Raw genomic sequence first — 17,068 nt, 5'->3', positions numbered from 1 at the left:
GCATGCGCGCTCCGGATTGGCTGACAGCCCGGCCGGTCGCCCACCGCGGCCTGCACGACATTTCGCGCGGCATCGTCGAGAACATGCCGGGCGCGGTGCAGGCTGCGATTGCGGGCAATTTCACGATCGAGGTCGATATCCAGCTCTCGTCCGACGGCGAGGCCATGGTGCATCACGATCACGCGCTGGGCCGTCTCACCGAGGCCACCGGGGACGTCATCTCGAAGACCGCGGCGGAGCTGAAGGCGGTCAGGTTCAGGGACACCGACGAGCGGATGATGTCGCTCAGCGACCTCTGCGCCATGGTCGCCGGCCGCGTGCCGCTGGTGATCGAGGTGAAGAGTCATTTTGGCGGCGACCGCAAGCTGGTGAAGCGGATGGCCGAAGTGCTGGCGTCCTATGACGGCCCCGCGGTCGGCATGTCATTCGATCCCGACCAGGTGCTGGCGCTGCGCGAATTGCTGCCCTCCCGTCCGCGCGGCATCGTCGCGCAACGGACCTATGAGGATGAGTATTGGGCTAACCTGACGCAGCAGCAGCGCGACAGCATGCTGTACCTTCGCCACGGCTTCCGGACCCAGCCCCACTTCGTCGCTTTCAAGACTGATCACCTCCCGGCTCCCGCTCCCTGGATCGCGCGCAACGTCTTCGGCTGCGCCCTGCTCGGCTGGACCGTCCGCACCCCGGAGCAGCGGACGCGGGTCGGCCAATATGCGGACCAGATGATCTTTGAGGGGTTCGTGCCGTAGAGGGGACGCCGCCGCTGCACGGCGCCAGCTCTCGTGGCCCGGAAGCGCGCGCTGCGATGCGTCCGGGCACGAGAGAGCTCAGTTCCCACCCCTTGAAGTCGCTGCTGCAATGCACGATCTTGGGCGCAATGGCATCATCCGACATTACGCTCGAGGCCGTACCATCCATTGGCGAAATCTCGCCCGAGGATTGGGACGCCTGCGCCAATCCCGGCAAGGCTCTTAACGAAAAGGCTTGCAAGGGGCATGCCCTGGGAACCTCATCCACCCTTCCAGGCGATTCCCTCGGCCTCTCAAGTCCTGCCTATAACCCGTTCGTCTCGCACGCATTTCTTTCCGCCGCCGAGAAATCGGGTTCAGCGACCATCCGCACCGGCTGGGGTCCGCGGCATCTGGTGGCCAAGCTCGACGGCCGCGTCGTCGGCGTCGTGCCCTGCTATCTGAAATCGCACAGCCAGGGTGAATACGTCTTCGACCGCGGCTGGGCGGATGCCTATGAGCGCGCCGGCGGGCGCTACTATCCAAAGCTCCAGGTCTCGGTTCCCTTCACGCCGGCAACGGGGCCGCGGCTGCTGGTCCGCGAAGGCGTCGACCGTGCGCAGATCACCGACGCCCTGGCGAGCGGCCTGGTGGCGCTGTGCGGCGTCAGCAAGGCGTCCTCGGTCCACGTCACCTTCGCGCGCGAGGCCGAATGGAAGCTGCTCGCCGAGCACGGCTTCCTCCAGCGCACCGACCAGCAGTTCCACTGGCACAACGAGGGGTTTGCGAGCTTCGACGATTTCCTGGCGACGCTGAACTCCCGCCACCGCAAGTCGATCAAGCGCGAGCGGCGCGACGCACTGGCCGCGGGGATCACGATCCACTGCCTCACGGGCAAGGACATCACCGAGGATGCCTGGGATGCGTTCTTCCAATTCTACATGGAGACCGGCTCGCGCAAATGGGGCCGGCCTTACCTGACGCGCGAGTTCTTCTCACTGATCGGCGAGACCATGAGCGAGGACGTGCTGCTGGTGATGGCCCGCCGCAACGGCCGCTGGATCGCGGGCGCGATCAACTTCATCGGCTCGGACACGCTGTTCGGCCGCAACTGGGGCGCGGTCGAGCATCATCCGTTCCTGCATTTCGAGGTCTGCTACTATCAGGCGATCGACTTCGCGATCAGACACGGCCTGAAGCATGTCGAGGCCGGCGCGCAGGGCGAACACAAGATCGCGCGCGGCTACCTGCCGCGCACCACCTACTCCGCCCACTTCATCGCCGATCCGGGCCTGCGCCGCGCCATCGACGATTACCTCAAGCGCGAGCGCGCCTATGTCGCGGAGGCCGGACGGGAGCTCGCCGAGCTCGGCCCGTTCCGCAAGGGCGCCGATGAGGCGCCTTGACGCCTCGCCGCTGCTGGTGACAGTAAGCGCAAAATCTCGAGGAGCCGCCGAGGAGCTACCATGACCGCCTACGACACCAACAACATCTTCGCAAAGATTCTGCGTGGCGAGCTGCCCTGCTACAAGGTCTACGAGGACGAACACGTGTTGGCCTTCCTCGACATCATGCCGCGCGTCCCCGGTCACACCCTGGTGATCCCGAAGGCCCCTGCCCGCAACATTCTCGATATCAAGCCGGACGACTACGCCCATGTCGCCCGCGGCGCGCACAAGATCGCGGCCGCCGCGATGAAGGCGTTTGAGGCCGACGGCATTACCGTGCAGCAATTCAACGAGCCGGCCGGTGGACAGGTGGTGTTTCACCTGCACATGCACGTCATGCCGCGCCACGACGGCGTCGCCATGCTGCCGCCGGCGAGCCGCATGGAAGACGCCAAGGTGCTGGAAGAGCACGCGGCCAAGCTGATCGCGGCGTTGAAGGCGGGGTAGCCCCACAGACTCCGTCATTGCGAGGAGCCCTTGCGACGAAGCAATCCAGAATACCTCCGCGGAGGCAGTCTGGATTGCTTCGTCGCTTCGCTCCTCGCAATGACGACGGAGAGAGCGTGACTACTCCATCTCGAAATCGCCCTTCTGCGGCGCGGCCAGTGGCGTGAACTCGCAGCGGTCGGGCTTGAGATCGATCAGCGGTGTGTTGTCGAGGCAATCGAGCCCACGCACCAGGATCGCATTGCCCTCGATGCCGACCAGCTTCACGATCGACGTGCCGATCGGGTTGGGCCGAACCGGCGAGCGCAGCGAGAACGTGCCGCGGGTCTTCTCGTTGTTCTTCGGGCTTTGCAGGATGATGTCGCGGCGCGACTGGTCGAGCCAGTAGAGCACTTCGAGATTGCTGTAGAAATCGACGCCCTTGATCGCCGGCACGAACGGCTCGAAGATCTCGAGCCGGCATATCGGGCCGTCCTGACGCCCCTGCCGCGGCGTCTCCAGGCGCGACGTCCAGGGCGTGCGGATACGGCCGATGAAGACGAGGCCGGCATCTTGCGTCGGCGGCAGCTCGATGGCGACCTCGCCCTCGCGTAGCTCCTGTTCGCGAACCATATTTCAGTTCCTTGCTGTTCGCCGGCGGTTTTAGCCCAACCACCACTTGCCGGCCAGCATGAAGACTTCGCCCGTGACCACGCCGGCGAAGATCGAGCGGCGGGTCAGCAGGAAGACGACGAGCCCGGCGCCGACCGCGCCATAGCGCAGCACGTCAGGTACAGTGGCAAGCGCCCCTGGCGGCTCCACCACGATCTGGGCGATGACACCGGCCAGGATCGCGGTCGCGACCGCCCGCACCCAGACCAGGAGCTCCGAGCCCTCGTCGATGCCACCGCCGAACCACAGGCCCAGCATGCGCCAGATCTGGTTGGGAACGACGCCGGCGACGAACAGCACGGCGAGCGCGTGCCAGTCGCCGATGAGCTGCGCAAAGCTCATGCGCGCACCTCCTGCCACCAATGCACGCCATAGGCGATCGTGCCGGCCGCCACGCCGCTGACGAGGATGTCGAGGCCGGAGTTCATCCTGGCGGCCAGCGGATAGAGCACGATCCCGAGCGCCAGCGCGACGACGTCGGCGACCTCGCGGCTGTTGCGTGCGGTCGAGAACAGGAAGGACAGCGGCGTCAGCAGCAGGATCGCCGCTCCCAGCGTCTGGGTCAGATTGGCGGCGAGGAAATAGCCGACGGTGTTGGCGACGAGGCACACCGAAACGAGGCCACAGCCGAGCCCGTGGACGAAGGCGATGCGCCGCTCCCGCGGCACAAGCGGCAGGAAGCGGTGGCACTCGACCCACAGCGTCACCGCCGTCAGATGCGCGGCGAAGACCAGCTCGCGTCGTTTCGTCGTCGGCGTCCGCATCAGCGGCAGCACGGACACGACCATCGGAAACAGCCGAATGGCGCTCACCGTCACCGCGATCGCGGACTGGATGATGGTCGCGCCCGAGCCGAGCGTCGTGATGAGAATGATCTGCGCGGGACCGGCCCAGACGAACAGCGTCGAGGCGAGCGCCCAGACCAGGCTGAAATGGGTGTCGTGGGCAAGCGCGCCGATGCCGAGATAGGTCACGAACAGCACGATGGTGAGGATCGTCTGCGTGATCGAGCGCAGTCCCCACGCAAACGCGCGCCACGGACTTTGCCATTGAGGGGAATCGAGCGGAGGAAGCGCCACGGGAGTGTCGGTCGGGGTTTACGGAATCGTGCCCGCATAACGGGCAATGGGGGCATCCGCGTCAAGGAAGCCCGCGGCGGGGCTGGCATGCGCGGGCGACGTCTGGCGCGACACCCGCACCGGAGCGGAGCTACCCGCTCACACCGCGGTTCTTCAGCACGAAGCAGGCGCCGCCTGCCTTGCGGATGCGGTTGCACAGATCATCGGCCTCGGCTCGGGTATCCGCGCCGATACGGACCTGGTAGAAGGCGCGCGTGCCGCGGCTGCGCATCACCGAGCTTAGCAGGCTCGGGTCACGCTCGCCGACCACGGCGCTCAGTTTCGTGACCGCCCTGGAATACATCGCCAGCGCCTTGTTGCGGTCGAAGCCGGCCGCGAGCTGCACGCCCCAGATCTTTGCGGCGGCAAGCTCCACATGCTGCTCGAGCTCGGCGACGAACGGGTTCGGCGCGCGCTTGAGCAGCGCCATCAGATCACGGCAGCTCGTCGGCGGCGAACTCGGCGGCCCCTTGCCGGTGCTGCCTGCCTTGGCCCAGGCATCGACGCTGGTGCCGGTGATGGCGAAGACGTAGTTGCGGGTTTGCTCCGGCATCGGGCCGGTGCCGGCAAGCCATTCCTGCACGCGCCGCGGACCGGCATTGTAGGCCGCCGCGGCGAGGCCGAGATTGCCGAACTGGTTGCGCAGCTCGTTCAAGAACTCGGCCGACTTCGGCAATGCCTGCACCGGATTGAATGGATTGAGCAGCCCGCGCTCGCTTGCAGTGCCCGGCATGAACTGCGCAATCCCTTGTGCGTGCTCGCCGTTGCGCGTCATGGGGCCGACCGCATCGGCCTGGAAGCGGCTCTCCTGCCAGATCACCCGGGCGAAGAATTCGAGCGGGAGATTGGCATCGCGCGCAGCCGCCTCCACGATCAGGCAAATCGACTCCCGCGTGTCGCTCTCGCGCGCGTCTGCGGGTTTCTCCGCAGGCTTCGCGGGTTCCTCGGCATTGGAAGGCACGACGGGGGCCGGCGTATCGTCTGCGAGCACCGGCGACAGCACGAAGGCGTGGCACAAGACTGCGATGACCCGAGCTATTCGCATGGCGTTGACGCTATCGGACAAATCGGACCTTGACTTGGAACCCCAGCCAACTAGCACAAGCGGCAGTATCAACGCAGGTCGCGCCCGAATGGTGACAATCTTTTTTGATCTCGACGGCACGCTGACCAATCCCAAGCCGGGAATCACGCGATCCATCCAATACGCGCTGGAGCGGCTCAACCAGCCTGTCCCGAGCGAGGACGAGCTGACCTGGTGCATCGGGCCGCCGCTGCATGCCAGCTTGAAAAAGCTCACCGGAACCGACGAACTCGCCGACCGCGCGCTGCTGCTCTATCGGGAGCGCTTCAGCGATATCGGCCTGTTCGAGAACGAAGCCTATGCCGGCATCATGGACACCCTCAAGAGGCTTGCTGCGACAACACCGCGCATGTTCGTCGCGACCAGCAAGCCTGCGGTCTACGCCACCCGCATCGTCGATCATTTCGGCCTGAAGCCGTATTTCGAGCGCGTGTTCGGCTCCGAGCTCGACGGCACCCGCGTCGACAAGCGCGACCTGCTCCGCTATGCGCTCGACGAGGCCAGGGTCGACGCGAACAACGCGATCATGATCGGCGACCGCAGCCATGACGTGGTCGGAGCCAGGACCAACGGCATGACCGCCATCGGCGTGCTCTATGGCTATGGCAGCGAGGCCGAGCTGCGCGATGCCGGCGCGCACCACATCTGCGCCGCACATCCCGAACTGCTAGGACATTGTGTGGCTTGACGTAAGCCCGTCTTCGCCCAGCGACGCTCAGCTTGCCGCCGCCGCGATCTCCGTGGCCTCGACGGTGTCGACCGGCAGCGCGAACTGCTCGACGCGCTGGTACCGCTTCTTGTTGAGCAGAAGCCGCGTCACATCGGGCCGCGAATAGTGGCCGGCGGGGTCAGCGGCGTTCTTGGCAACGCCGATGGCGCCAAGATCAATCTCGGCGATCAGCAATCCCTCCTGATCCGGCGCCAGCTTCTCGCCTATCTGACTGCCGTCGGGGGCGTAGATCGCGGCAAACCCGCCGCCAGCATGCAGCAGCGCATGCTTGTCCGGCCGGTCGCAGAGCTCGTCGATCATGGCCTGCGACACCGTCGCGCAAGGCGCCAGCACGAAGCAGGAGCCCTCCACCGCATAGACACGCGAGGCGGCGTTGTTGACCTCGGCACCCAGCGCCGGCGCGAAGGGATCGTAGAGCGAGAAGCTCGGCCAGGCCGCGACATGGACCTGCTCGTTCTGGGCATACATCGCGTATTTCGACAGCGGCTGGAGATGCTCCCAGCAGCACAGTGCGCCGAGACGGCCGATGTCGGGCCGCGCATGCACGGCAAGGTCGCTGCCGTCGCCCTCGCCATAGACGGTGCGCTCGGCATGGGTCGGCCGCAGCTTGCGGCGCTTTGCGATGGTCTCGCCGTCGGGTCCGATCAGCCATTGCGCCAGATAGAGGCTGCCGCCATCGCGTTCGGACAGGCCTATCACGGCGGTGAGCTTTGCCTTGCGCACGGCCTCGCGCAGCCGCTCGGCCTGCGGGCTGTCGTAGGACAGCGAATTGTCGAAATAGCGCTGCACGAAGCCGCGGCCGATGGCCCAGGCCGGCGAGTCCATCCAGATATGCCAGGGGTAACCGGGGATGAAGGCCTCGGGAAAGGCGATCAGCTTGGCGCCCTTTTCCGCGGCCTCCCTGATCAGGGCGATCGACTTGTCGATCGAGGCCTCGAGGTCAAGCCAGGCCGGCGCCGCCTGCACCACCGCGACCTTGTATTTCGGATGCTCGATGCCCATTCCCGCCTCCATTGCCGGTTGATCGGAAACCACGTCCGATGCAGTCTATTTGGCCAAGCCGGGCGGCCGGGCGCTCGACCACGGCGGAACAAAAACTCGACTGGGTAGGGACCGTCGGTCGGTACGGGATTTGCCTCCGGCAGGCCGGGTCCCCGGCGATTTTGCGGGATGTGAAAGGGAGGCTGTCCAGATGACCATCCAGTTCACGACAGACGGCAGCCCCGGCTATCGGCGGCTCGCCCTCTGGCAGGACATCGTCTGCGACGTCTTCGTCGGCCTCGACTGCAAGTCCGACCTCGGCAGCGCCTTTCGCGGCTCGGTCACGCAGGCTTCGCTCGGCAAGGCGGCATGCTCCGAAGTCTGCTCCGACCGCCAGCACGTGTTCCGCACGCCCTCTCGCATCGCGCGCTCGGACCAGGATTTTGTTCTCATTGCCCTCGGCAATCGCGGCAGCGGCGGTGTTGTGCAGGACGGCCGGGAAACCGTGATCCATCCCGGCGAGTTCGCGCTCTATGACACCACGCGTCCGTATGAGCTGAAGTTCAACGACGCCTTCACGCAGACCATCTTCAAGGTGCCGCGCGAGATGCTGCGGCGCCGGCTCGGCGGCACCGAGACGCTGACTGCGACGTCGTTCGGGGCCGACGCGCCGCTCGAGCGGCTCGCCTATGATTTCATCTTCCGGCTTTGCCAGAGCGCGGACGGGCTGGCCCCGGACACCGCCGCCGCGCTGTCGGAGCAGGCGGTCGATCTGCTCGCCATGGCTTTGAGCGAGCGGCTCGGCAGGACATCGCTGCCGTCCTCGACCCACCGCTCGGCCCTGCTCTACCGGTTGAAGGCGCACATCCGCGCGCATCTCTCCGATCCCGACCTCTCGCTCGCGGAGACCGCCGGCGCGCTCGGCATCTCGCCGCGCTACGTCAACGATCTTCTCGCCGACGAGGACACCTCCTTCCAGCGCCATGTTCTTGCTGAACGCCTCGCCCGATGCCGGCGCGACCTCGCTTCGCCTGTGCTCGCCCATCGCCACATCAGCGAGGTCGCATTCGGCTGGGGCTTCAACGACCTCTCGCATTTCGGCCGCGTCTTCCGCGAACATTTCGGAATGTCGCCGCGCGACTTCCGGCAGAGCCAGTTGCGGCATTGAGATCTGGGTGTGACCGCGATCGATCTGGTGCTGGTCGTGATGGCTGGAGCCTGACGCTTCTGCCGCGGCAGGCGGGTGATGCGAACACGTGTGCTCCCTCTCACCCGCAACGAGGCTCGAAGCTCAATCTTTGGTGACGACGTTCGGCGCGCGCGTTGCGAGGCCGTATTCGACGAGATGCGCCTATCCCAAGCAAGGCCGGTATGTGAGCGCGTGATAGGACGCAGCGCCTGCTTGCACTACCATCGGCCGACGGGCCGCATCGATCAACCAGCGGCCAGCCGAGGAGCACATCGATGGAATACCGACGCTTGGGCAGCTCAGGCCTCATGGTGCCCGCTCTCAGTCTTGGCACCGGCACCTTCGGCGGCGTCGGCCGCCTTGCGGCTTGGGGCGCGACCGACGCGACCGAAGCACGGCGCCTTCTGGACATCTGCCTCGAAGCCGGCGTGTCGATGTTCGACACTGCGAATGTCTATTCTCTCGGCGAGTCCGAGCGGGTGCTTGGCGAAGCGATCAAGGGCCGCCGCGACAAGGTTCTGATCTCGACCAAGGCGACCTTCCGCTTCGGCGAGGGCCCCAACGATATCGGCTCGTCGCGGCAGCATCTGCTCGCGGCCGTCGACGGTTCGTTGAGCCGGCTCGGCACTGATTACATCGACCTGTTCCAGCTGCACGGCTTCGACGCCTTCACCCCGCCGGAAGAGGTGCTCTCAACACTCGACGTGCTCGTGCGCGCCGGCAAGATCCGCTACGTCGGCGTCTCGAATTTCTCGGGCTGGCACCTGATGAAATCGCTCGCCATCGCCGACAAGCACGGCTTTCCGCGCTACGTCGCCAACCAGACCTACTATTCGCTGATCGGGCGCGACTACGAATGGGAGTTGATGCCGCTCGGGCTCGACCAGGGGTTGGGTGCCGTGGTCTGGTCGCCGCTCGGATGGGGACGCCTCACCGGAAAAATCCGCCGTGGCCAGCCGAAGCCGGAAGTCAGCCGACTGCCCAAGACGGCCGAGTTCGGACCGCCCGTTCCGGACGAGCATGTCTACCGTGTCGTCGAGGCCATCGACGAAATCGCGAAGGAGACGGGCAAGAGCGTCTCGCAGATCGCGCTCAACTGGCTGCTCCAGCGTCCGACTGTTTCGACGCTGATCATCGGCGCGCGCAACGAGAGTCAGCTGCGTGAAAATCTCGGCGCGGTCGGCTGGTCCTTGACCAAGGACCAGGTCGCAAAGCTCGATGCCGCGAGCACGGTGACGCTGCCCTATCCCTATTGGCACCAGCGCGTGACCTTCACCGAGCGGAATCCCCCGGCGGTGTAGGACAGTTGAGCTGCATCAAGCCCGCCTGCGTCGGCCGTGACACGCTGCAGCACTTGCGAGGCTGCCGCGCCGATTTGCCATGAAGGCCCTGCGCTGAGAACGATGGACATGAGCGATGAATAGGATCGCGCCAGCGCTGCTGGCCGTTGGCGTTCTGTGGAGCACGGCAAGTCAAGCCCTGGATCTCGAACAGCGCCGCGCCGAAGCATTGCTGCAACGGATGTGCGCGCAGTGCCACGCGGTCGGCAGGACGGGCAAGAGCCGGAACGAACTGGCACCGCCCTTCCGGAACCTCGGCGAGAACAAACTCTACGACCCCGATTTCATGCAGCGCCTCCAGGACGGCTACAGCAGCATCCACCGCGCCATGCCCACGGCTCGATTCGGCCGAGACGACGCCGAGGCCGTGGTAAGCTACCTCAAGGCGATTCAGGAGCCACGGAAGCCGAAACAGGACTGAAACCGCCCAGGCTTTGGCTGGAACCATCCCGGGTCGGATCAGGTTGCGGACCAGCAACCGCGTCTCGAGCAAGCACGCTTCACGATGTCATCGACCACCATCGAGCATGCCGACGGCCTGCCGCAGCCACAGCGCAACCAGGCGGTGCTGACGATTGCGCTCGGCATCATCATGGCGGTGGTCGACAGCGCCATCGCCAACGTCGCGCTGCCGACGATCGCGGCCGACCTCGATGCAAGCCCGGCCTTCTCGATCTGGATCGTCAACGGCTACCAGCTCGCGATCACGATCTCACTGTTGCCGCTGGCTTCGCTCGGCGAGATCGTCGGCTATCGCCGCGTCTATCTGGTCGGACTGGTGCTGTTCACGCTGGCCTCCGCGTTGTGCGCGCTGGCGCACACGCTGCCGCTGCTGACGGCCGCGCGCATCCTCCAGGGCTTTGGCGCGGCAGGCATCATGAGCGTCAACGCGGCGCTGGTGCGCTTCACCTATCCGCGCAGCCAGCTCGGCCGCGGCATCGGGCTCAACGCGCTCGTGGTCGCCTTCTCGGCTGCGGTCGGACCGACGCTCGCGGCCGGCATCCTGGCCGTCGGAAGCTGGCCGTGGCTGTTCGCCATCAACGTGCCCCTCGGTGCGGTGACATTGCTGATCGGCCTGCGCAGCCTGCCGCACACCAGGCCAGCGAGCCGTTCCTTCGACTGGCAGAGCGCGGGCCTGTCCGCGATCACGTTCGGTGTCGGCATCGCCGCCGTTGACAGCGTCGGTCATGGCGAGGCCGCCATCACCTGCCTCGCACAATTCGCCATCGCCATCGTCGCCGGCGTGCTGCTGATCTATCGCGAAACCCACATGAGCTCGCCGCTCTTGCCGGTCGATCTGTTGCGCATTCCGGTGTTCGCGCTGTCGATAGCGACCTCGATCGCATCGTTCTGCGGGCAGATGCTGGCCTTCGTCGCGATCCCCTTCTATCTCCAGAGCCGCTTCGGCTATTCGGCGGTGCAGATGGGCCTCTTGATCACGCCCTGGCCGATCGCGGTGGCCTTCGCGGCTCCCCTCGCCGGCCGCCTCGTCGAACATTATCCGGCCGGCCTGCTCGGCGGCGTCGGGCTCACGCTGTTCGCCTGCGGTCTCGCCGCACTGGCCTTCCTGCCCGCAAGCCCGACCCCGTTCGACGTGATCTGGCGCATGGCGCTGGCCGGTGCCGGCTTCGGCCTGTTCCAGACCCCCAACAACCGCACCATGATCGCGGCCGCCCCGCGCGAGCGCGCCGGCGGCGCCAGCGGGATGCTGGGCACGGCGCGCCTGCTCGGCCAGACCACGGGGGCAGCGCTGGTGGCGCTGCTGCTCGGACGGTATCCGGTTGAGGGCACCAGGCTGGCGCTGCTCGCCGGCGTCGGATTTGCCCTCTGCGGCGCGGTGCTGAGCATGCTGCGGCTGTCGCCCGTGGGCGCGCGCGGCGCCGAGCACGTCCGCGTCCAGGACGATCAGCGCCTGCGCGGGGACTAGCAGGCGCTACGTCTCGGCTACCGCAATCTCGTGCACAACTCCTGCGTGACGTAACTATCCGGACCAATGACCTATTGCCCTCGCGCTCCGGTTGCGCTCCAGTGACGGCGGGACAAGGGGCATTTCATGCGTTTATTTGGAATTGTGGCGCTCAGCGTCATGCTGGGCGGCTGCGCGTCCGTCACGCGCGGCACGACCGAGAATATCAGCATTTCATCAACACCGTCTGGCGTCGAAGCCGAGGTCACAGGGCTCGAAGTGCCCACAACCTGCACAACGCCATGCGCGATCGTTGCCAAGCGCAGCGCCGACATCACCATCACCTTTCAGAAGGAAGGTTATGAATCCCAGACGGTGCAGCTCACAAAGGAAGTATCAGGCACCGGCGCCGCCGGTTTCGCCGGCAATCTCCTGGCCGGCGGCCTCATCGGCATGGGTGTCGATGCCGCGACCGGCGCTGCGACCGATCACAAGCCGAACCCGGTCATCGTGACGATGCAGCCCTCGGTGCCTGCCCGCGCGCGGCCGACCGTTCCGAAAAAGCCACGGCCGGCGGCGGCCCGAGAGGCCGGAACGTAGGGCCGCCCGCAAGCAAGCTCTCGTTCATACTCGGCACACAAGCAAAAAGGCCGGCTTTGCAGCCGGCCTTTTCGATTTCATCGCGTGCAGATCAAGCCTTGACCAGCGGGCCCTTGGAGGTCGGCCCCTTCGAGCCGCCGGGACCGCCGGGCTTGGACTTGCCCGGCGGGCGCTTGCGAGCACCCGGGAGCTTCTCCTGCTTCGGCGTGACCGGGCCTTCGACGAACTCGAACCCGATCTTCTCCTTGGTCTCGTCGGCCTCGTCCTTCACCAGGACGACGCGGACGTGACCTCCGCCCTTCAGCTTGCCGAACAGCACCTCGTCGGCCAGCGGCTTCTTGATGTGCTCCTGAATCACGCGGGCCATGGGACGTGCGCCCATCTGCTCGTCGTAACCATGCTGGACCAGCCAGGCCTTGGCGGGCTCGGACAGTTCGATCGTGACGTCGCGGTCGCCGAGCTGCGCTTCGAGCTGAAGCACGAACTTCTCGACCACGGTGCCGATCACCTCGACACTGAGATGGCCGAACGAGACGATGGCATCGAGACGGTTGCGGAATTCCGGCGCGAACTGCCGGTTGATCGCCTCGTGGTCGTCCCCTTCCCGCTTCGAGCGCGTGAAGCCGAACGCCTGCTTGGCGAGATCGGACGCACCCGCGTTCGTGGTCATGATCAGGATCACGTTGCGGAAGTTGACCTGCTTGCCATTGTGATCGGTGAGCCGGCCGTGGTCCATGATCTGGAGCAGCACGTTGTACAGATCGGGATGCGCCTTCTCGATCTCGTCGAGCAGCACCACGCAATGCGGATGCTGGTCGACGCCGTCGGTCAGGAGGCCGCCCTGGTCGAATCCGACATAGCCGGGAGGCGCGCCGATCAGGCGCGACACGGTGTGCCGCTCCATGTATTCGGACATGTCGAAGCGCAGCAGCTCGACGCCGAGGCTTGCCGCGAGCTGCTTTGCGACCTCGGTCTTGCCGACGCCGGTCGGGCCCGAGAACAGATAGCAGCCGATCGGCTTCTCCGGCTCGCGCAGGCCGGCACGCGCCAGCTTGATCGATGCCGCGAGCGACTCGATCGCCTTGTCCTGGCCGAACACGGTACGCTTGAGCGTCGTCTCGAGATGCTTGAGCACCTCGGCGTCGTCCTTCGACACGCTCTTCGGCGGGATTCGTGCCATCGAGGCGATCGTGGTCTCGATCTCCTTGATGCCGATGGTCTTCTTGCGCTTGTTCTCGGCCACCAGCATCTGTGCCGCACCCGACTCGTCGATCACGTCGATCGCCTTGTCCGGCAGCTTGCGGTCGTGGATGTAGCGCGAGGAGAGCTGAACGGCGGCCTCGATCGCCTCGTTGGTGTACTTCAGCCGGTGGTAGTCCTCGAAATACGGCTTGAGCCCCTTCAGGATCGCGATCGCGTCCTCGACGGTCGGCTCGTTGATGTCGATCTTCTGGAAGCGCCGCACCAGCGCGCGGTCCTTCTCGAAGTGCTGGCGATATTCCTTGTACGTAGTCGAGCCCATGCAGCGGATGGTGCCCGACGCCAGCGCCGGCTTGAGCAGGTTCGAAGCATCCATCGCCCCGCCCGACGTGGCGCCCGCACCGATGACGGTGTGGATCTCGTCGATGAACAGGATGGCGTTGGGATGCGCCTCGAGCTCCTTCAGCACCTGCTTGAGGCGCTCCTCGAAGTCGCCGCGATAGCGCGTGCCGGCGAGCAGCGTGCCCATGTCCAGCGAGAACACGGTCGCGGCCGCCAACACCTCCGGCACCTCGCTGTCGACGATGCGCTTGGCAAGGCCCTCCGCGATCGCGGTCTTGCCGACGCCGGCTTCGCCCACGAACAACGGGTTGTTCTTCTGCCGCCGGCACAGCACCTGGATCGCACGGTTGATCTCGGAATTGCGTCCGATCACCGGATCGATCTTGCCGTCCCGCGCCTTCTTGTTGAGGTTGACGCAATAGGTCTCGAGCGCTTCGCCCTTCTTCTTGGCGTCCTCGTTGCCCTTGGTCTCGGTCTCCTCGTCGACGCCGCGCACGGGCCGCGCCTCGGATACGCCCGGCCGCTTGGCAATGCCGTGGCTGATGTAGTTGACCGCGTCATAACGCGTCATGTCCTGCTCCTGCAGGAAATACGCGGCATGACTCTCGCGCTCGGCAAAGATCGCGATCAGCACGTTGGCGCCGGTCACCTCTTCGCGACCGGAGGATTGAACGTGGATCACCGCGCGCTGGATCACGCGCTGGAAACCGGCGGTCGGCTTGGCGTCGTCGGCGCCATCCGTCACCAAGTTCTCGAATTCGGTCTCAAGGTAGTTGACGAGGCTCGTGCGGAGCTTGTCGAGATCGACGCTACAGGCGCGCATGACCGCGGCTGCATCGGAGTCGTCGATCAGTGAGAGCAAAAGATGCTCGAGCGTCGCGTATTGGTGATGACGCTCGTTTGCGATCGCCAGCGCACGATGCAGGGATTGTTCAAGGCTTTGGGAAAAAGTCGGCATTCGCGTCCTCTATGGCCCCCACCATCATGATCGTCCTCGCCCGGTCAGGCAACAACAACCTTTGTCACATATAGTTATACAAGACCGCGGCGAAAGACCGGTTCCGCGACTCGGCGGCGACACACCTGCGGTAATTTCAATGCAAAACCCGTTCCGATTTGGGCGGGATCGGCGCCGGCGCGGAATTCCGTAGTTTTGCCGGCCTGCAACGGGATTCGCGCGCAGCCGTGACTGCAACAATCACGCCGCGACTTGCACAAGGGCCGGCTTCAAACGCGCCGCAAGGCGTCTTACTTCTTTTCCATCACGCATTGCAGCGGATGCTGGTGCTTGCGGGCAAAGTCCATCACCTGCGTCACCTTGGTCTCGGCGATCTCATAGGTGAACACGCCGCACTCGCCGATGCCGTGATGATGGACGTGCAGCATGATCTTGGTCGCCGCTTCGACGTCCTTGTTGAAGAACTTCTCCAGCACGTGGACGACGAACTCCATCGGCGTGTAGTCGTCGTTCAGGATCAGCACGCGATAAAGGTTCGGCCGCTTGGTCTTGGGCTTGACCTTGGTGATGACCGAAGTGTTCGGACCCGAGGGGTTGCCCGAACGGTTCTCGTCATTGCTCATGCGAGGAGCGTCGGCGGCGGCTGGCGCGGACAGGTTGATACTGGAAGTCAATTGCGGCATGGCACAGGCGTTCAAATTCCCCACGGAAGCGCATGGCGGTCACCGCGCGACTCCGCCCTTCGGAGCCTGGCGCAGGCGCGCCGCCTTGTTGGATCGCCGCTCCCGACACATCCGGCTCGAGCCGGACCGTTCGCCAGCAATATGGGCCTGCCCACGGCTGGCCGCAAGCATGCGGAGATCGGGCCGATGCGGCCGTGGCAGTCCCGATTCCCGGTCCGGGCGATCCTCGTCAGGTTAATCAATCCGGGCCGATTTGACAAAAATTTCCGCCCGGCCTGTTTAGAACATGTTGACCAGGAACCCGGCAGTTAACCCGCCTGCGACGGTTTTTCGCGGATGGCTCCGGGCTTCTACGGTCCAAACCACCTGTCGTTCAATGGCGTGCCGCGAAATCGGGCAGAATACGGATTTCGCGGACAGCCAAGTCTCGCCTGCCCTCCTCAGCCGCCCTGGTCGACAACTCGCCCGCTTTGCAGCGGCCGAGCAAGGCCGCCATCGCGCTGGTGCCTGTGCTGGCTTTCATCGGTGCCGCGGTGGAGTATAGCCGCGCAGTGCAAGCACGTACCTCGCTGCAGGTCGCGCTCGATTCGGCGGCGTTGATGGTTTCCAAAGATCTGATCAACGGCATCCTCTCGGAATCCGAGATCGAGTCCGAGGCAAAATCCTAGTTTACTGGGCCTCTACACTGGTCGCGCCGGCACGATGTCGATGGCGGACATCCACACATCGCGAGTTCTACTGCGGCATGGGGAAATACCCGCAGGCGGGTGGCGATGTTTCTGGATAACAGGATCGATGGTTCAGACCGGCAAAATGACGGCCATGCAAGCCGCGGCCAAAGGACATGATGGGCACCTTGCCCAACTATCACAGGCAGTCGGGCGAGGTTTGCATTTCGATCATCCCGTTCTCGAAGGACGCCAACGTCGGCACCACCAATGTCAGTGCCTCGATCAATTGAATCGGATGGGAGGCCGCGCCCCTATTCCCGCGAACGACAAATCCAGCGCCTTCAACTCGGTCGTGGCCGGATCGGTCACGATCTTCACGATCCAAGTCAACATCAACAATGCGGACGCAAGATCTCAAGCGCTGCAGATTGCGCGACCAGTGGGAACTTCCAAATGGTCAGGACGCCTCTCGGACATCGGACGCGTTCAAGAACACCTTGACGCAGATTTCCAAGCTGCGCGTCGCGAAGTGATTCAATTCAAGTCCGCACCCGCAAACGAAAAGCCCGGCCAAATCTGGCCGGGCTCTTGATTCCAGGAGCGTGTTGAGCGGGTCAGTTCGCGGCCGGGGTGAACTTCGACACGATGGTCTCGACCGGCTTGAACGCCTGCTTGGCGAGGTCGCTGTAGAGGCCGGCGATCTTCTGCGATTCCGCAACGAAGGTCTCGTAGGCGGAACGGGCAAAATCGGTCTGCGCTTCCATCGCCTTGTCCAGCGACTTCACACCGGACAGCTTCTCGACGAAGGACTTGGTGTCTTCGAACGACTTCTTCGTGTAGTCGCCATAAGCGCTGGCGATCGCCTGGAGGCCGTGCTGCACCGAGGTCGCGGAAGCAACGCACTGCTCGAACTGCTCTTTCCCGTAGCTCTGAAAGTCTTCAACCTTGAACATGTCGGAATCCTTTTCCCTGGCTCGCGTCGGGAAGCCCCG

General features: G+C 65.0%; 19 protein-coding genes. 11 read left to right on the top strand and 8 right to left on the bottom strand.

All coding sequences use genetic code 11. The features are described 5' to 3' along the window. Window positions 1–2 precede the first annotated feature (2 nt). The 3 genes from AC1RQP_RS32570 (at window position 3) to AC1RQP_RS32560 (ending at window position 2,623) form a co-directional block, all read left to right on the top strand. Window positions 3–749, top strand: coding sequence for a glycerophosphodiester phosphodiesterase (locus AC1RQP_RS32570; RefSeq protein WP_492941076.1), 747 nt, complete (start codon window positions 3–5; stop codon window positions 747–749). Window positions 750–877: 128 nt separating this feature from the next. Continuing rightward, window positions 878–2,134, top strand: coding sequence for a GNAT family N-acetyltransferase (locus AC1RQP_RS32565; RefSeq protein WP_492941074.1), 1,257 nt, complete (start codon window positions 878–880; stop codon window positions 2,132–2,134). Between the two features lie 60 nt (window positions 2,135–2,194). After that, window positions 2,195–2,623, top strand: a complete 429-nt coding sequence (locus AC1RQP_RS32560) for an HIT family protein (RefSeq protein WP_239624035.1) — start codon at window positions 2,195–2,197, stop codon at window positions 2,621–2,623. 120 nt (window positions 2,624–2,743) lie between these two features. Here AC1RQP_RS32560 and tsaA read toward each other — a convergent pair whose 3' ends face one another. The 4 genes from tsaA to AC1RQP_RS32540 all read right to left on the bottom strand — a co-directional run bounded on the left by tsaA (window position 2,744) and on the right by AC1RQP_RS32540 (window position 5,437). Next, window positions 2,744–3,235: a tRNA (N6-threonylcarbamoyladenosine(37)-N6)-methyltransferase TrmO gene (tsaA, locus tag AC1RQP_RS32555; protein ID WP_131867964.1), complete on the bottom strand. Its 492-nt coding sequence runs from the start codon at window positions 3,233–3,235 to the stop codon at window positions 2,744–2,746. Window positions 3,236–3,265: 30 nt separating this feature from the next. Further along, a complete protein-coding gene (locus AC1RQP_RS32550) occupies window positions 3,266–3,616 on the bottom strand; it encodes an AzlD domain-containing protein (protein ID WP_061877280.1) in 351 nt (116 codons plus the stop codon). Then, complete coding sequence (locus AC1RQP_RS32545; RefSeq protein WP_492941071.1) at window positions 3,613–4,353, bottom strand: AzlC family ABC transporter permease; 741 nt, start codon at window positions 4,351–4,353, stop codon at window positions 3,613–3,615. Before AC1RQP_RS32545 ends, AC1RQP_RS32550 begins: the two co-directional genes overlap by 4 nt. 130 nt (window positions 4,354–4,483) lie before the next feature. Next, entirely contained in the window at window positions 4,484–5,437 is a 954-nt protein-coding gene (locus AC1RQP_RS32540; RefSeq protein ID WP_492941069.1) for a transglycosylase SLT domain-containing protein, read from the bottom strand. 88 nt (window positions 5,438–5,525) lie between these two features. Here AC1RQP_RS32540 and AC1RQP_RS32535 point away from each other — a divergent pair, with 88 nt between their 5' ends. Beyond that, window positions 5,526–6,164: an HAD family hydrolase gene (locus AC1RQP_RS32535; RefSeq protein ID WP_492941067.1), complete on the top strand. Its 639-nt coding sequence runs from the start codon at window positions 5,526–5,528 to the stop codon at window positions 6,162–6,164. Window positions 6,165–6,191: 27 nt separating this feature from the next. On the opposite strand, the gene AC1RQP_RS32530 is transcribed toward AC1RQP_RS32535, so the two are convergent. Beyond that, entirely contained in the window at window positions 6,192–7,208 is a 1,017-nt protein-coding gene (locus AC1RQP_RS32530; RefSeq protein WP_492941065.1) for a carbon-nitrogen hydrolase family protein, read from the bottom strand. 190 nt (window positions 7,209–7,398) lie between these two features. On the opposite strand from AC1RQP_RS32530, the gene AC1RQP_RS32525 reads away from it, so the two are divergent. The 5 genes from AC1RQP_RS32525 to AC1RQP_RS32505 all read left to right on the top strand — a co-directional run bounded on the left by AC1RQP_RS32525 (window position 7,399) and on the right by AC1RQP_RS32505 (window position 12,222). Further along, entirely contained in the window at window positions 7,399–8,355 is a 957-nt protein-coding gene (locus AC1RQP_RS32525; protein ID WP_492941063.1) for an AraC-like ligand-binding domain-containing protein, read from the top strand. 296 nt (window positions 8,356–8,651) lie between these two features. Beyond that, window positions 8,652–9,677 carry an aldo/keto reductase gene (locus tag AC1RQP_RS32520; protein ID WP_492941061.1) on the top strand — a complete coding sequence of 342 codons (1,026 nt, stop codon included), beginning with the start codon at window positions 8,652–8,654 and terminating at the stop codon, window positions 9,675–9,677. A gap of 115 nt (window positions 9,678–9,792) precedes the next feature. Continuing rightward, entirely contained in the window at window positions 9,793–10,137 is a 345-nt protein-coding gene (locus tag AC1RQP_RS32515; RefSeq protein WP_239624046.1) for a c-type cytochrome, read from the top strand. An 84-nt stretch (window positions 10,138–10,221) separates the two neighbouring features. After that, window positions 10,222–11,643: an MFS transporter gene (locus AC1RQP_RS32510; protein ID WP_492941059.1), complete on the top strand. Its 1,422-nt coding sequence runs from the start codon at window positions 10,222–10,224 to the stop codon at window positions 11,641–11,643. Between the two features lie 126 nt (window positions 11,644–11,769). Then, complete coding sequence (locus AC1RQP_RS32505; RefSeq protein WP_492941057.1) at window positions 11,770–12,222, top strand: peptidase associated/transthyretin-like domain-containing protein; 453 nt, start codon at window positions 11,770–11,772, stop codon at window positions 12,220–12,222. A gap of 91 nt (window positions 12,223–12,313) precedes the next feature. Here the strand turns inward: AC1RQP_RS32505 and clpA are convergent, their stop codons facing one another. Beyond that, on the bottom strand, window positions 12,314–14,722 hold the full coding sequence (gene clpA, locus AC1RQP_RS32500; protein WP_492941055.1) for an ATP-dependent Clp protease ATP-binding subunit ClpA: 2,409 nt from the start codon (window positions 14,720–14,722) through the stop codon (window positions 12,314–12,316). 290 nt (window positions 14,723–15,012) lie between these two features. After that, window positions 15,013–15,345 (bottom strand): ATP-dependent Clp protease adapter ClpS, encoded by a 333-nt coding sequence (gene clpS, locus AC1RQP_RS32495; protein ID WP_024341051.1) that lies wholly within the window; start codon window positions 15,343–15,345, stop codon window positions 15,013–15,015. Window positions 15,346–15,875: 530 nt separating this feature from the next. On the opposite strand from clpS, the gene AC1RQP_RS32490 reads away from it, so the two are divergent. Both AC1RQP_RS32490 and AC1RQP_RS32485 read left to right on the top strand, forming a co-directional pair. Further along, the gene (locus AC1RQP_RS32490; protein WP_492941053.1) at window positions 15,876–16,073 is read left to right on the top strand and encodes a TadE/TadG family type IV pilus assembly protein; all 198 of its coding nucleotides are present in this window, start codon (window positions 15,876–15,878) and stop codon (window positions 16,071–16,073) included. A gap of 127 nt (window positions 16,074–16,200) precedes the next feature. Then, window positions 16,201–16,668 carry a hypothetical protein gene (locus AC1RQP_RS32485; RefSeq protein ID WP_492941051.1) on the top strand — a complete coding sequence of 156 codons (468 nt, stop codon included), beginning with the start codon at window positions 16,201–16,203 and terminating at the stop codon, window positions 16,666–16,668. Window positions 16,669–16,690: 22 nt separating this feature from the next. Here the strand turns inward: AC1RQP_RS32485 and AC1RQP_RS32480 are convergent, their stop codons facing one another. After that, window positions 16,691–17,029 (bottom strand): phasin family protein, encoded by a 339-nt coding sequence (locus tag AC1RQP_RS32480; RefSeq protein WP_011087913.1) that lies wholly within the window; start codon window positions 17,027–17,029, stop codon window positions 16,691–16,693. Between the last annotated feature and the right edge of the window lie 39 nt (window positions 17,030–17,068).

The sequence above is a fragment of the Bradyrhizobium sp. GW821-FHT13H06 genome (genome assembly GCF_058803975.1).
Note: the sequence above shows the minus strand (reverse complement) of the source record. Positions and strands in the feature narration are given on the sequence as shown.